Genomic DNA, 13,308 nt, shown 5'->3' on the forward strand with positions numbered 1-13,308 from the left:
AGAGCCGACCCCCGGCGGTGCGCTGCCCACAGGGTCACGACGGCGACGTCACGCGCGTGGCGTCGGACCCACGATGGGCCATGGACGAAGAACGCCACGACGACCCTCTGATCATCGATGACTCCGGCGACCAGGTGATCTGCCCCGTGCCGTGTGCGACCTGCGACGAGCTCGGCCCGGGCGGGTGCGAGGACTGCTTGGACTGCCTCCTGTGGCCAGAGCTGCCTCCACCTCGAGATCGGTCCTACCCAGACCTGCCCGGCCGCACGTCGCCTCTGCGCACGCAGGCCCTGCAGGCCCGACGGACCGCACTCGACATCGGGGCCCGGATCGGCCTCGTCAGCCGACGGCACCGGCGGCTGGAGCGCCTGAGCCAGCGCGCGCTGGCCGACGCCCTGGGTTGGAGCCAGCCGAGCCTCAATCGAGCCGAGCGCCACGGCGCCAGTCTGAGCGTGCACAAGATCGAGAGCCTGCTGCGGCACGCCGGGTTCCGTCTGGCGATCGTGCCGGTCGGCACGGACACCGAGCCGGGGCACGGCGAGGATCCGGACGAGACGTGGGGCACCGTGGAGCTGTTGGCCCGCGACGCCCGGGGCCGGCGGCTCCCGCCGCACGGCGAGGTCACCTGGAACAGCGAGAGCGACCGCGGTCTGGTCCCCGGCGACGTCGAGCAGGAGCCCGAGTGGACCTGGCGGCGGCCGCGGTGAGGGTTTCGTAGGATTCGCCCCATGACGACGACGCGCGCAGCCTGGGGCCACGGAGTGGCCACCGTGACGACCGACGGCACCATCCTCGACACCTGGTACCCCGAGCCGGTCCTCGGGGAGGCACCGGAGGCGACGCAGGTCCCGCCGGAGCTGCTCTCCCTCGCCGGCGAGGACGAGGCCCGCGGTGTGCGCACCGAGGTCGTCACCGTCGCCATCGACCTCGACGCCGCCCCCGAGGGTGCGTCCGACGCCTACCTGCGCCTGCACCTGCTCTCGCACCGGCTCGTCGCGCCCAACACGATCAACCTCGACGGCCTCTTCGGCCAGCTGAGCAATGTCGTGTGGACCAACCACGGCCCGTGCGCGGTCGAGGGTTTCGAGTCCACTCGTGCCCGCCTGCGCGCCCGCGGCCCGGTCCAGGTGAGCAGCATCGACAAGTTCCCCCGGCTCACCGACTACGTCACGCCCTCCGGCGTGCGCATCGGCGACGCCGACCGGGTGCGCCTCGGCGCGCACCTCGCGTCCGGCACGACGGTCATGCACGAGGGCTTCGTCAACTTCAACGCCGGCACGCTCGGCACCTCCATGGTCGAGGGCCGGATCAGCCAGGGCGTCGTCGTTGGCGACGGCTCCGACATCGGTGGCGGTGCGTCGACGATGGGCACCCTCTCGGGCGGCGGCACCCAGCGCGTCTCGATCGGTGAGCGCTGCCTCGTCGGCGCCGAGGCCGGTGTGGGCATCGCCCTCGGCGACGACTGCGTCGTCGAGGCCGGTCTGTACGTCACCGCGGGCACCAAGGTCACGCTGCCCGACGGCTCGGTCGTCAAGGCCGCCGAGCTGTCCGGCCGTGACGGCCTGCTCTTCGTGCGCAACTCGGTCACCGGCACCGTCGAGGCCCGTGACCGCACGGGGCACGGCATCGCGCTCAACGACGCGCTGCACGCCAACGACTGACGGTGGCCCGGACCGCGCACCCACCGCTGGACGAGGACCGCGCCCCCCGGTGGCCGGTCGTCGTCGCGGTCGTGTGCGTCCTCGCCCTGCTGGCGGGGGTCGGCGCCTGGTACGCCCGGGACCGGATCGGCCTCTTCCTCGGTGAGCAGTGCCGGGCGACCGCGCTCGAGCAGAGCGTGAGCTTCGCGCCGGACCAGATGCACCACGCGAGCACGATCGTGCTGCTCGGCGTCAAGCGCGGCCTGCCCGCGCGCGCCGGCACGATCGGCGTCGCGACCGCGATCCAGGAGAGCAAGCTGCGCAACCTCTCCTACGGCGACCGCGACTCGGTCGGCCTCTTCCAGCAGCGGCCGAGCCAGGGCTGGGGCACACCGGAGCAGCTGCAGGACCCGGTGTACGCCACCACCGCCTTCTACGACGCGCTCGTCAAGGTCGACGGCTGGGAGGGCATGGTCATCACCGAGATCGCCCAGGAGGTCCAGCGCAGCGGGTACCCGCAGGCCTACGCGGACCACGAGCACGAGGGCCGCACCATCGCCTCGGCGATGAGCGGCTACTCCCCCGAGGGCTTCGTCTGCCGCCTCGACGGACCGACGGCCGCGGGGCGTCCCGACACCTTCATCCGGGCCCTGTCCGAGGAGACCGGCCAGAGCGGCACCGCCGACGGCCAGACGGTCACGATCGCCGCGACCGACGAGCGCCATGCCTGGGCGGTCGGCGCCTGGTCGGTCGGTCAGGCCAAGGCCCGCAACGTCGTGAGCGTGCAGGTCGGTGCCCGCACGTGGACCCGAGGTGCCGGCGAGGACGCCATGGGGTGGTCGGACGCCGACGAGCCCGTCCCCGCCGGGCGGGTCGTCGTCCGCCTCCACGAGGGCTGAGCGGGTCCGCACGCGCGTCGGCCCCCTTCGCCCGAGGACGAAGGGGGCCGACGGCCGCCGACACAGGTCAGCGCTTGTCGATGCCGAGGTAGTCGCGCTCGGTGGGGCCGGTGTAGATCTGGCGCGGACGGCCGATCTTGGTGTCCTTGTCCTCGATCATCTCGCGCCACTGGGCGATCCAGCCCGGGAGGCGGCCGATGGCGAAGAGGACGGTGAACATCTTCGGCTGGAAGCCCATGGCCGTGTAGATCAGGCCGGTGTAGAAGTCCACGTTCGGGTAGAGCTTGCGCTCGACGAAGTAGTCGTCCGCGAGGGCGATCTCCTCGAGCTTCATGGCGATCTCGAGCTGCTCGTTGCCGCCCATCTTCTCGAGGATGGTGTGCGCGGTGTCCTTGACGATGGCCGCGCGCGGGTCGTAGCTCTTGTAGACCCGGTGGCCGAAGCCCATGAGGCGGACGCCGTCCTCCTTGTTCTTCACCTTCTTCATGAAGTCCTCGGCGCCGTGGTCGGCCGCCTGGATCTGCTGGAGCATCTCGAGGACGGCCTGGTTGGCGCCACCGTGCAGCGGCCCGGAGAGGGCGTGGATGCCGGCGGAGACGGAGTTGAAGAGGTTGGCGTGGGCCGAGCCGACGAGGCGCACCGTCGAGGTCGAGCAGTTCTGCTCGTGGTCGGCGTGCAGGATGAACAGCTGGTCGAGCGCGCGCACGAGCTCGGGGTCGAGCTCGTAGGGCTCGGCCGGGAAGCCGAAGGTCATCCGCAGGAAGTTCTCGGTGAGGCTCAGCGAGTTGTCCGGGTACAGGAAGGGCTGCCCGACGCTCTTCTTGTGCGCGTACGCGGCGATCGTCGGCAGCTTCGCGAGGAGGCGGATCGTGGAGATCTCGACCTGCTCGGGGTCGAAGGGGTCGAGGCTGTCCTGGTAGAAGGTGCCCAGCGCGGAGACCGCGGAGGACAGGACCGGCATCGGGTGCGCGTCGCGCGGGAAGCCGTTGAAGAAGGCCTTGAGGTCCTCGTGGAGCATCGTGTGGCGCGAGATGCGCTCCTCGAAGGCACCCAGCTGGTCGGCCGTCGGCAGCTCGCCGTAGATCAGCAGGTAGGCGACCTCGACGAAGGTGGAGGACGCGGCGAGCTGGTCGATCGGGTACCCGCGGTAGCGCAGGATGCCGGCGTCGCCGTCGATGTAGGTGATGTCGCTCTTGCAGGAGGCTGTGTTGACGAACCCCACGTCGAGGGTGACGTTGCCGGTCTCCTTGAGCAGGCTGGAGATGTTGTAGCCGTCGTTGCCCTCGGAGGCCTCGACGAGCGGGAACGTCAGGTCCTTGCCCGCGGCGGAGAAGGTGGCGTCAGCGGTCATGAGGTATCTGCCCTTCGGTCGTGCCGTGCCGCGGAGGCGATGGCCCCGGGCATGCGGTTTCACGTCCGAAACTACCCGAGCGACGGCACGCGCCACCACGCGGGTGCGGGGTCAGGCGGAGAGCCGCGCCGCGGCGGCGGCGATGCGCTCGTCGCTCGCGGAGAGGGCCACGCGCACGTGCTCGGCGCCGGCGGCGCCGTAGAAGTCGCCGGGGGCGACGAGGATCCCGCGCGCCGCGAGCCGGTCGACGGTCGTGCGGCTCGGCTCCCCAGCGGTCGCCCAGAGGTAGAGGCCGGCCTGGGAGTCGTCGATGCGCAGGCCCGCGGCCTCCAGCGCCGGCCGCAGGACCAAGCGCCGGGCCCGGTAGCGCTCCCGCTGCTGCGCCACGTGCTCGTCGTCGCGGACGGCGGCGAGCAGGGCCCGCTGCACGGGCCAGGGCACGATCATGCCGGCGTGCTTGCGCACCTCGGTGAGCTGGCGCACCAGCCTCGGGTCGCCGGCGACGAAGGCCGCCCGGTAGCCCGCGAGGTTGGACTGCTTGGAGGTCGAGTACACGGTGAGCAGCCCCTCGTGGGAGCCACCCGTGACGCGCGGGTCGAGCAGGCTGGGCGTCGTCGGCAGCTGCGCGTAGGACTGCCCGCGCTCGGCCTCGGAGCGCCAGTCGAGCTCGGCGTAGCACTCGTCGGAGGCGACGACGACCCCGCGCTCGCGGGCCCATGCGACGACCTTGGCCAGGTGCTCGACGCCGAGGACCTTGCCGGTCGGGTTGCTCGGGGAGTTGAGCCACAGCAGCCGGGGCGCGGTGGCCGGCGTCGTCGGCCCGAAGGCCGTCGTGGCGTCCGCGGCGAAGGGGGTCGCCCCTGCGATCCGCGCGCCCACGTCGTACGTGGGGTAGGCGACGCGGGGGAAGCCGACGACGTCCCCCTGCCCCAGCCCGAGGAGGGTCGGCAGCCACGCGACGAGCTCCTTGGAGCCGACCGTCGGCAGCACCCCGTCCGGGTCGACGTCCGGTGCGCCCCGGCGTCGCTCGAACCAGGCCGCGATGCCCTCACGCAGGTCGGGCGTGCCCCAGGTCTGGGGGTAGCCAGGGGCGTCGGCGGCGTCGCGCAGGGCCTGCTGGACGACCTGCGGCGTGGGGTCGACGGGCGTGCCCACCGACAGGTCGACGATGCCGTCGCCCTGCGCGGGGTCGTCGGAGGAAAAGGCTCTCGCCCGCTCCTTGGCAGGAGCGAGCGAGTCCCAGGGGAAGTCGGGCAGGGACTTCACGAGTCCTCACGCTGCGTCATTCGGAGTGCTCCTGCGGAGGCAGCGCCGCGACGATCGGGTGGTCCTTGTCGATCATGCCCATCTTGGCCGCGCCACCCGGGCTGCCGAGGTCGTCGAAGAACTCGACGTTGGCCTTGTAGAAGTCGGCCCACTCCTCGGGGGTGTCGTCCTCGTAGTAGATGGCCTCGACGGGGCACACCGGCTCGCAGGCGCCGCAGTCGACGCACTCGTCGGGGTGGATGTAGAGACTGCGCTTGCCCTCGTAGATGCAGTCGACGGGGCACTCCTCGATGCAGGCCTTGTCCTTGAGGTCCACACACGGCTGCGCGATCACGTACGTCATGCCCGACATACTATGTCGCCCCATGAGCGATCTCATGGTGGGTCTCACCACAGGGACGCGCGTCGCGGTCCGCACCCGGATCGACCCCGTGCCCGAGCACGGTCCCACGCTCACGGACACGGTCGGTGAGCTCCTCTCGCTCGACGACGACCGGGTGCTCATCGCCACCCGCAGCGGGGAGGTCACGCTCCGGCGCGAGCTCGTCGTCGCCGCCCGGGCCATCCCACCCAGGCCCGTGCGCCGCGGCGCCCCGCACCGCGCCATCACGATCGAGGACCTGCACCTCGTCATGACCAAGGGCCAGCCGGGGCTCGAGGAGTCGTGGCTCGGGACGAAGGGGGCCGGCTGGCTCCTGCGCGCCGGCGCCGGCTGGACGGGCCGCTCCAACTCGACCCTGCCCGTGGGCGACCCCGGCCTGCCGCTGCCGCGGGCCGTCGACGCCGTCGAGGACTGGTACCGCGAGCGGGACCTCACGCCGCTCGTCATGCTGCCCCGGCCGACGGGCGTGGCGACGCTCGAGGACCCGCTCGGCGCGCTGCTCCTCGAGCGTGGCTGGCTCGAGGGCCACCGGACCGACGTCCTGACGGGCAGGACGCAGACGCTGGTGGGTGAGGCGGTCGCACCCGCCGGGCTCACCATCGCCGCGGGCGCGCACCCGGACGCGGACTGGTTCGCCGGCGGGTCACCGCGCCTGCGCGACCACCTCGACGCGGCGCGAGCGGTCCTCGCACGGCCGCCGCGACAGGTCTTCCTCACCGCGCGCGACGCCGACGGACCGGCCGGGGTCGTGCGGGTCTCGCTCGACGACGGCTGGGCGGGCCTCTACGGCCTGCACGTCCCCCCTTCGCACCGCGGTCGCGGCATCGGCCGCTGGCTCACGGTCGCCGCCGCCCGCGCGGCCCTCGACGCCGGCGCGAGCCTGACCTACCTCCAGGTCGAGCCGGGCAACGAGCCCGCCCAGCGCCTCTACCGCGGCCTCGGCCTGACGACGCACCACGAGTACGTCTACCTCGCCCGGCGCTGAGCGAGCGCCGACTCCTCCGGCCCGTGCGCGCGCACGTCCACCGCGTCGCCGGTGACTGCCTCACCACCGACCGCGAGCGCTGCGTGGTAGCCGGGCAGGGGCGCCTGCAGGCCGACCACCCGGACGCCGTCCGGGGAGCGTGCGCCCGTGGCCTTGAAGGTCGCCTCCTGCACGACCCACGCGGCGATGTCCCCTCCGCGGGAGCCGGACTCGACGTCGACGCCCACCGGCACGGGCGCGGTGGCGACGAGGACGAGCGGCCCGGCGTGCGCGACGCTCGCGTGCACCCCGTCGACGATCGGGCGACCGTGCGGCCCGCCGCAGTCGGTGCAGGTGCGGTCGACGACCACGGCGCGCGGGTCGGCCCCGGTCGCCGCCCCCACCGCGACCCGCAGCAGCCAGGCCCCGACGACGAAGCGCCCCAGGTCCGCGGGCCGGGCGATGCCGGCGGCCCGGGACGCCTCGAGCGGGTCGAGGAGCGGCAGGAGGTCCAGGTCCATCGCCCGCAGGTCCGACCACCAGGTGTCCACGACGTGGGTGTGCATGTGAGGTCCTGACGTCGACGGTTGTACGCTCGCCCTGAGTACTAAGGATAGGCACACCAACATGACCCTCACAGCGACGCTCACCGAGACGGCCGCCCCGGCTCCCGAGCGCGTCCGGGGCCGGTCGGCGGTTCCCTTCGTCCACCCCGGGTCGACCCGTCCGGCGCTGCTCGACGGCGACCGGGTGCTGACGCACGCCGACCTCGCCGCGCGCGTCCAGGCGCTCGCCGACCGGCTGCCCGACGTCGCCACCGGTCGGCGCCTCGTCCACCTCCACCCGACCCGCGACGTGCCGGGCGTCGTCGCCCACCTGGCGGTGCTCGCGGCCGGCCACGTCGCACTCGTCACCGGCCCGGGCGGGGAGTCGGTGACCGAGCGGTTCGCCCCGGACGTGCGGCTCGTCGGCGAGCGCGTCGAGGCCCTCTCGACCGAGCCCCAGCACCTGCTGCACCCCGACCTCGCGCTGCTGCTGTCGACCTCCGGCAGCACCGGCAGCCCCAAGCTCGTGCGCCTCTCGCACGACAACCTCACGAGCAACGCGGCCGCGATCGCCGAGGGCCTCGCCCTGCAGGCGGGCGACCGCGCGATCACCTCGCTCCCCCTGCACTACTGCTACGGCCTGTCGGTCCTGCACAGCACGCTGCTCGCCGGCGGCAGCCTCGTCGTCACCGAGCGCTCCGTGACGGACGACGAGTTCTGGCGGCTGCAGGCCGAGCACGGCGTCAGCGTCCTCGCGGGGGTGCCGCACACCTTCGACCTCGTCGACGCGCGCCTGCGCGCCGGGACGCCCGCGCTGCGTCTCGTCACCCAGGCCGGCGGTGCGCTGGGCGCCGAGCGGGTGCGCGAGCTCGCGACGCTCGGTCGCCGGCAGGGCTGGGAGCTCGCGGTCATGTACGGCCAGACCGAGGCGACCGCGCGCATGGCGATCCAGCGCGGCGCCGAGGTCCTCGAGCACCCCGACGCCGTCGGGCGGGCGATCGCCGGGTCGGACTTCCGTCTCGACCGCGACGTCCCCGGCGGCGGACCGGACGTCGGCGAGCTCGTCTTCACCGGGCCCGGCGTCATGCTCGGCTATGCCGAGCACCCCGACGAGCTCGCCCTCGGCCGCATGGTCGCGGAGCTGCGCACCGGCGACCTCGGCCGGCTCGACGGCGGTCGCGTGCGGGTCATCGGGCGCCGCGACGAGATCGCCAAGGTCCTCGGGCTGCGCATCGACCTCGGACGGGTCGCCGCCGCCCTCGCCGACGCCGGCCACGAGGTGGTCGTCACCGCCGACGCCCGCCACCTGCTCGTCACCCTGGTCACGGACGAAGGGGGCGCCCCGGACCTCGTCCGCTCCGTCCGCGAGACCGCGGTCCGGGCCGCCGGCCTGGCCCCCGGGGCCGTCGTCGTCGACACAGTGAGCGACCTGCCCCGCCTCCCCAACGGCAAGACCGACCGGGCCGCCTGCCGCGAGCGCGCGCTCGCGGCGACGGGAGGCGAGGCCGTGCCGACGGGTGACCTCCTCGCCGCCACCGTGGCCGTGGTCGCGAGCGCCCTGCGGCGCGACGAGGTCGACCCGGACCGCTCCTTCGCCGACCTCGGCGGCGACTCCTACAGCCTCGTGCAGACGTCGGTGGCGCTCGAGCGGGTCCTCGGCCCCCTCCCCGACGGCTGGCACCGGGTCCCCCTTCGTGCTCTCGCGGCGCAGGCGCGCACCCCCGGCGACATCGTGCGCTGGGCGGAGACCCCGGTCGTGCTGCGCGCGGTCGCCGCCCTCGCGATCTGCGCCAGCCACCTCGGGATCGTCGCCGTCCCCGGCGGCGCGCACACGCTCCTCGCGCTCGCCGGCTGGTCGCTCACCCGGTTCACCCTCGACGACCCCCGACCCGCCGAGCGGCGCCGCCGCGGGCTGCGCTCGATCGCCACCTTCGCGGTGCCGTCGATGGCCGTCGCGCTCTTCGGGCTGGCCACCGCCTCCGGCTACGGCTGGGAGAACGTGCTGCTCGTCAACTGGCTCGTCGGCGAGGTCGAGTGGGGTGCGCGGATCAACCTGTGGTTCATCGAGGCCCTGCTCGCCTGCACCGTCCTCGCGCTCGCGCTCGTCGCCGTGCCCGGGCTCGGCCGCCTCCACGTGCGCCACCCGTGGGCGTGGAGCATGGCCCTCGCGGCGATCGCCCTGGTCCCCCGATGGATCCTCGTCCCGGAGTCGACCGGCGCGACGCGCGGCCTGCCCGGGTCCGTCCTGTGGCTCTTCGCCCTCGGCATGGCCCTCGGCGCGGCCCGCACCCACCGCCAGCGGCTGGCGACCCTGGCGCTCACCGCGGTCGGGATGTGGGACTTCTTCGTCGAGCCCAGCCGCGGCCTCACGGTGCTCGTCGCGATCGTCGTCCTCGCCCTCGTCCCGCGCGTCCCGCTGCCGCGACCGCTCGTGCTGCCCCTCGGGCTCGTCGCCGCCGCGTCGCTGCACATCTACCTGGTCCAGTGGCAGGTCTTCCGGGTCGTCGACGACCCGTGGGCCGCCCTCATCGCCTCCCTCGCGCTGGGAGTCGCCTTGTGGTGGCTCCTGCAGCGCCCGACCCTCGCCCTGGCCGACCTGGCCACCCGGCACCGACGTCCCACCCCCGCCCCGACCGGCCCCCGGGCCGGGACCGCCTGATCGATCGGAGACCCCTCGATGATGACCCGACGCACCCTCATGGTGAGCGCCCTCGGCGCGTCCGTCCTCGCCCTCGCCGCCTGCGGCGGCGCGGACGGCCCGGCGACCGACCCGGACGCGCTGCAGATCTACTCCAGCCAGCACGACAACCTCACCAAGGCGTGGGCGGACGGCTTCACGCAGAAGACCGGCATCAAGACCCAGGTCCGCCCCGGCAAGGACTCCTCGATGGGCCACCAGATCGTGCGAGAGGGCGCGAAGTCCCCCGCCGACGTCTTCCTCACCGAGAACAGCCCCGCGATGACCCTCGTGGAGGACAGCAAGCTGCTCGCCCCGATCGACGCCAAGACCCTGGAGCAGGTCCCGGAGAACCGGCGCCCCTCGAGCGGCGACTGGACCAGTGTCGCCGCCCGCTCCACGGTCCTCGTCTACAACCCGGACAAGGTCTCGGAGAAGGACCTGCCGGCCTCCCTCATGGACCTGCAGGACCCGAGGTACAAGGACCAGTGGGGCGCGGGCGCCACCGGCGCCGACTTCCAGGCCATCGTCGCCGGGATGCTCGCCGACCAGGGCGAGGACAAGACGAAGAGCTGGCTCGAGGGCATGAAGACCAATGCCCGGATCTACGAGAACAACATCGCGACGATGAAGGCGGTCAACGCCGGCGAGGTCCCGATGGGCGTCATCTACCACTACTACTGGTACCGCGACCAGGCCGAGACCAAGGAGGGCACGGCCAACACCAAGCTGCACTACTTCAAGCACGAGGACCCGGGCGCCTTCGTCAGCCTGTCCGCGGCCGGCGTGCTCAAGGGCGCCAAGCACCCCGACGAGGCGCAGCAGTTCGTCGACTACATTCTCTCGGACGAGGGCCAGCGGGTCCTCGAGACGAGCGGGTCCAAGGAGTACGCCGTCGCCGAGGGCGCCGACTCCGACCCCGACCTGCCCACGCTCGAGTCGCTCCAGGCACCCGCCGTCGACCCCTTCGACCTCGACTCCGAAAAGGTGACCCAGCTGATGACCGATGCCGGCCTCCTCTAGGCACCCGATGATGGCCGCGGCGATCATCGTCGCGGCCATCACCCTGCTCCCGATCGCCGTCGTCGCCGTCGACGGTCTCGGGAGCTCGCCCGCGGGCGCCATCGACTACCTGCTGCGGCCCCGCACGGCCGAGCTGCTCAGCAACACCCTCCTGCTCGTCCTGGTCACCGTCCCCGCGTGCATCCTCATCGGGGTCGGGGCCGCATGGCTCGTCGAGCGGACCGACCTCCCCTTCGCCGGGGTGTGGCGGGTCCTGCTCGGCGCCCCGCTCGCCGTGCCTGCCTTCGTCGCCGCGTACGCCTGGGTCTCCTTCCGCCCCGGGCTCGACGGGCTCGCGGGGGCCGCCCTGGTGACGACCGCCGCGTACTTCCCCTTCGTCTACCTGCCCGTCGCCGCGATCCTGCGCGACCTCGACGCCGCGCCCGAGGAGGACGCCCGCGCGCTCGGCGCGAGCCCGCTGGCCGCCTGGCGACGCACCGTCCTGCCGCGGCTGCGCCCGGCCATCAGCGGTGGCGGCCTCCTCGTCGGGCTGCACCTCCTCGCGGAGTTCGGCGTGCTCGAGATGATGCGCTACCCGACCTTCACCACCGCGATCCTCGTCCAGTACCAGGTGAGCTTCAGCAGCAACCAGGGCAGCCTGCTCGCGCTCGTCCTCGCCCTGCTGTGCGTCACCGTGCTCACCCTCGAGCACCTCGTGCGCGGCTCCGCCCGCACCTCGCGCGTCGGGCGCGGAGTGCACCGTCGCGGCACCCAGGTGCGCCTCGGACGCTGGGCGCCGCTGGTCTGCGTCGTCCTCGCCGGGCTCGTCCTGGTCGCCCTCGTCGTGCCGGTCACTCTCGTCGGCAGGTGGCTGCTCGCCCACCTCGCGGCACCCGCCGACGACCTCGGCATCCGGCCCTCGCTCCTGCTCACCACCGGCTCGACGATCTCCCTCGCGCTCGCCGCCGCGGTGCTCACGACGGTCATGGCCCTGCCCGGCGCGTGGCTGCTGAGCCGCCGCCGCTCCGGCTGGACACTCGTCCTCGAGCGGGTCACCTACGTCGCCAGCTCCCTCCCGGGCGTCGTCATCGCCCTGGCCCTGATCACCGTGTCGGTGAGCTACGTGCCGGGGATCTACCAGAGCCCGCTGCTCCTCGTCCTCGGCTACACGATCCTGTTCATCCCGCGCGCGATGGTCTCGCTGCGCGCGGGCCTGGCCGCCGCGCCGCCGGAGCTCGGCGAGGCCGCCCGCTCGCTCGGCTGCAGCCCCGCGGCGGCCTTCCGCCGCGTCGTGCTGCCACTCATCCTGCCGTCCGTCCTCACCGGCGCCGCGCTCGTCGCCATCGCGACCGCCACCGAGCTCACCGCGACGCTGCTGCTGTCACCGACCGGCACCTCGACCCTCGCCACCGCCTTCTGGGCCGCGAGCGACGAGTTCGACTACGCCGGGGCGGCCCCCTTCGCAGCGATGATGATCCTGCTGTCCGCCCCCCTGACCATCCTGATGCTCCGACAGAGTGGGATCGAAGAATGAGCACCGTCGACATCGCCGGCATCACCGTCGGGTACGGCTCCGAGCCGATCCTGCACGGGGTCGACCTCACCGTGCCGACCGGCACGACCACCGCCGTCCTCGGCGCCTCCGGCGGCGGCAAGACGACGCTGCTGCGCGTCATCGCCGGCTTCCTCACCCCGGACGCGGGCACCGTGCGCATCGGCGACCGGGTCGTCCACGGCCAGGGTCGCTCGGTGCCGCCCGAGCGCCGCGGCATCGGCTACGTGCGCCAGGACGGCGGGCTCTTCCCACACCTCGACGTCGCCGGCAACATCACCTTCGGCATGGACCGACCGGCCCGGCGACGCGGCGACCGCGTCGAGGAGCTGCTCGAGCTCGTCGGACTGCCCGCGAGCACCGCGACCCGTCGCCCCGACCAGCTCTCCGGTGGCCAGCAGCAGCGCGTGGCGCTCGCCCGGGCCCTGGCCCTGTCCCCGGCCGTCGTCCTGCTCGACGAGCCCTTCTCCTCGCTCGACACGGCACTGCGCGCCAGCACGCGCGAGGCGGTGGCCACCGCGCTCGCCGAGACCTCGGCGACCACGATCCTCGTGACGCACGACCAGCAGGAGGCGCTGTCCTTCGCCGACCGGGTCGCGATCATGCGCGACGGACGGTTCAGCCAGATCGGGACGCCTCGAGAGGTGTACGAGGCGCCCGTCGACGCCCGTGAGGCCGGCTTCCTCGGCGACGTCATGCGCCTGCCGGGCCACCCGGGCACCGGTGGTGTCACGTGCGCCCTCGGCGTCGTCACCGCGCGGGGCGAGGTCCCGGCTGCTCCCGAGGTCGACGTCGTCGTGCGGCCCGAGGACCTCACGCTCACCGACTCCCCGCGCTGCCCGCACGGCACCGTCCAGGACATCGGCTACCACGGGGCCCACGCTCTCGTGCGGGTCGCGCTGGCCGACGGCACGCTCGTCAGCGTGCGCGTGCCCGGCCGACGCGCCCCCGAGCCGGGCGAGCAGGTCCCGGTGAGCGTCGACGGGCCGGTGCTCGTCTACGCGCGGGACTGACGCGGGCGAGCCGCGAG

The 13,308-nt window shown here is 73.5% G+C and carries 12 protein-coding genes; 8 read left to right on the forward strand and 4 right to left on the reverse strand.

Features of this window, described 5'->3' with window-relative positions; all coding sequences use genetic code 11:
• The first annotated feature begins 80 nt into the window (after positions 1-80).
• From JT1_RS10085 to JT1_RS10095, 3 genes are read left to right on the forward strand one after another with little or no spacing between them, the layout of a single operon-like run.
• Positions 81-707 carry a helix-turn-helix domain-containing protein gene (locus JT1_RS10085; RefSeq protein WP_068325743.1) on the forward strand — a complete coding sequence of 209 codons (627 nt, stop codon included), beginning with the start codon at positions 81-83 and terminating at the stop codon, positions 705-707.
• Between the two features lie 21 nt (positions 708-728).
• Entirely contained in the window at positions 729-1,661 is a 933-nt protein-coding gene (gene dapD, locus JT1_RS10090) for a 2,3,4,5-tetrahydropyridine-2,6-dicarboxylate N-succinyltransferase (protein WP_068325747.1), read from the forward strand.
• A 2-nt stretch (positions 1,662-1,663) separates the two neighbouring features.
• Complete coding sequence (locus JT1_RS10095) at positions 1,664-2,539, forward strand: hypothetical protein (protein WP_255218304.1); 876 nt, start codon at positions 1,664-1,666, stop codon at positions 2,537-2,539.
• Between the two features lie 67 nt (positions 2,540-2,606).
• Here JT1_RS10095 and JT1_RS10100 read toward each other — a convergent pair whose 3' ends face one another.
• From JT1_RS10100 to fdxA, 3 genes are all read right to left on the reverse strand, one after another.
• A complete protein-coding gene (locus JT1_RS10100) occupies positions 2,607-3,890 on the reverse strand; it encodes a citrate synthase (protein WP_068325750.1) in 1,284 nt (427 codons plus the stop codon).
• 111 nt (positions 3,891-4,001) lie between these two features.
• A complete protein-coding gene (gene dapC, locus JT1_RS10105) occupies positions 4,002-5,156 on the reverse strand; it encodes a succinyldiaminopimelate transaminase (protein WP_068325758.1) in 1,155 nt (384 codons plus the stop codon).
• 16 nt (positions 5,157-5,172) lie between these two features.
• Positions 5,173-5,499, reverse strand: a complete 327-nt coding sequence (gene fdxA / locus JT1_RS10110; protein ID WP_068262057.1) for a ferredoxin — start codon at positions 5,497-5,499, stop codon at positions 5,173-5,175.
• 22 nt (positions 5,500-5,521) lie between these two features.
• On the opposite strand from fdxA, the gene JT1_RS10115 reads away from it, so the two are divergent.
• Positions 5,522-6,523, forward strand: a complete 1,002-nt coding sequence (locus JT1_RS10115; protein ID WP_169701949.1) for a GNAT family N-acetyltransferase — start codon at positions 5,522-5,524, stop codon at positions 6,521-6,523.
• Here JT1_RS10115 and JT1_RS10120 read toward each other — a convergent pair.
• Positions 6,505-7,068, reverse strand: a complete 564-nt coding sequence (locus JT1_RS10120) for a 4'-phosphopantetheinyl transferase family protein (protein WP_068325764.1) — start codon at positions 7,066-7,068, stop codon at positions 6,505-6,507. The genes JT1_RS10115 and JT1_RS10120 overlap by 19 nt on opposite strands.
• A gap of 61 nt (positions 7,069-7,129) precedes the next feature.
• On the opposite strand from JT1_RS10120, the gene JT1_RS10125 reads away from it, so the two are divergent.
• Genes JT1_RS10125 through JT1_RS10140 form a run of 4 tightly spaced genes read left to right on the forward strand, consistent with a single transcriptional unit; the run spans position 7,130 to position 13,291 of the window.
• Positions 7,130-9,706 carry an AMP-binding protein gene (locus JT1_RS10125; protein WP_068325772.1) on the forward strand — a complete coding sequence of 859 codons (2,577 nt, stop codon included), beginning with the start codon at positions 7,130-7,132 and terminating at the stop codon, positions 9,704-9,706.
• Between the two features lie 21 nt (positions 9,707-9,727).
• Entirely contained in the window at positions 9,728-10,747 is a 1,020-nt protein-coding gene (locus JT1_RS10130) for an iron ABC transporter substrate-binding protein (RefSeq protein ID WP_068329023.1), read from the forward strand.
• Positions 10,748-10,757: 10 nt separating this feature from the next.
• Positions 10,758-12,260: an ABC transporter permease gene (locus tag JT1_RS10135; protein ID WP_255218305.1), complete on the forward strand. Its 1,503-nt coding sequence runs from the start codon at positions 10,758-10,760 to the stop codon at positions 12,258-12,260.
• A complete protein-coding gene (locus JT1_RS10140) occupies positions 12,257-13,291 on the forward strand; it encodes an ABC transporter ATP-binding protein (protein WP_068325783.1) in 1,035 nt (344 codons plus the stop codon). Before JT1_RS10135 ends, JT1_RS10140 begins: the two co-directional genes overlap by 4 nt.
• Positions 13,292-13,308 lie beyond the last annotated feature (17 nt).

This window comes from Janibacter terrae NBRC 107853 (assembly GCF_001591405.1).
Classification (GTDB): Bacteria; Actinomycetota; Actinomycetes; order Actinomycetales; family Dermatophilaceae; genus Janibacter; species Janibacter terrae.

Excerpts from the sequence above, each read along its gene's own strand:
- JT1_RS10085 (WP_068325743.1), top strand. The coding sequence starts at position 81 with ATGGACGAAGAACGCCACGACGACCCTCTGATCATCGATGACTCCGGC.
- dapD (WP_068325747.1), top strand. The coding sequence starts at position 729 with ATGACGACGACGCGCGCAGCCTGGGGCCACGGAGTGGCCACCGTGACG.
- JT1_RS10100 (WP_068325750.1), bottom strand. The coding sequence starts at position 3,890 with ATGACCGCTGACGCCACCTTCTCCGCCGCGGGCAAGGACCTGACGTTC.
- fdxA (WP_068262057.1), bottom strand. The coding sequence starts at position 5,499 with ATGACGTACGTGATCGCGCAGCCGTGTGTGGACCTCAAGGACAAGGCC.
- JT1_RS10115 (WP_169701949.1), top strand. The coding sequence starts at position 5,522 with ATGAGCGATCTCATGGTGGGTCTCACCACAGGGACGCGCGTCGCGGTC.
- JT1_RS10120 (WP_068325764.1), bottom strand. The coding sequence starts at position 7,068 with ATGCACACCCACGTCGTGGACACCTGGTGGTCGGACCTGCGGGCGATG.
- JT1_RS10125 (WP_068325772.1), top strand. The coding sequence starts at position 7,130 with ATGACCCTCACAGCGACGCTCACCGAGACGGCCGCCCCGGCTCCCGAG.
- JT1_RS10130 (WP_068329023.1), top strand. The coding sequence starts at position 9,728 with ATGACCCGACGCACCCTCATGGTGAGCGCCCTCGGCGCGTCCGTCCTC.
- JT1_RS10135 (WP_255218305.1), top strand. The coding sequence starts at position 10,758 with ATGGCCGCGGCGATCATCGTCGCGGCCATCACCCTGCTCCCGATCGCC.
- JT1_RS10140 (WP_068325783.1), top strand. The coding sequence starts at position 12,257 with ATGAGCACCGTCGACATCGCCGGCATCACCGTCGGGTACGGCTCCGAG.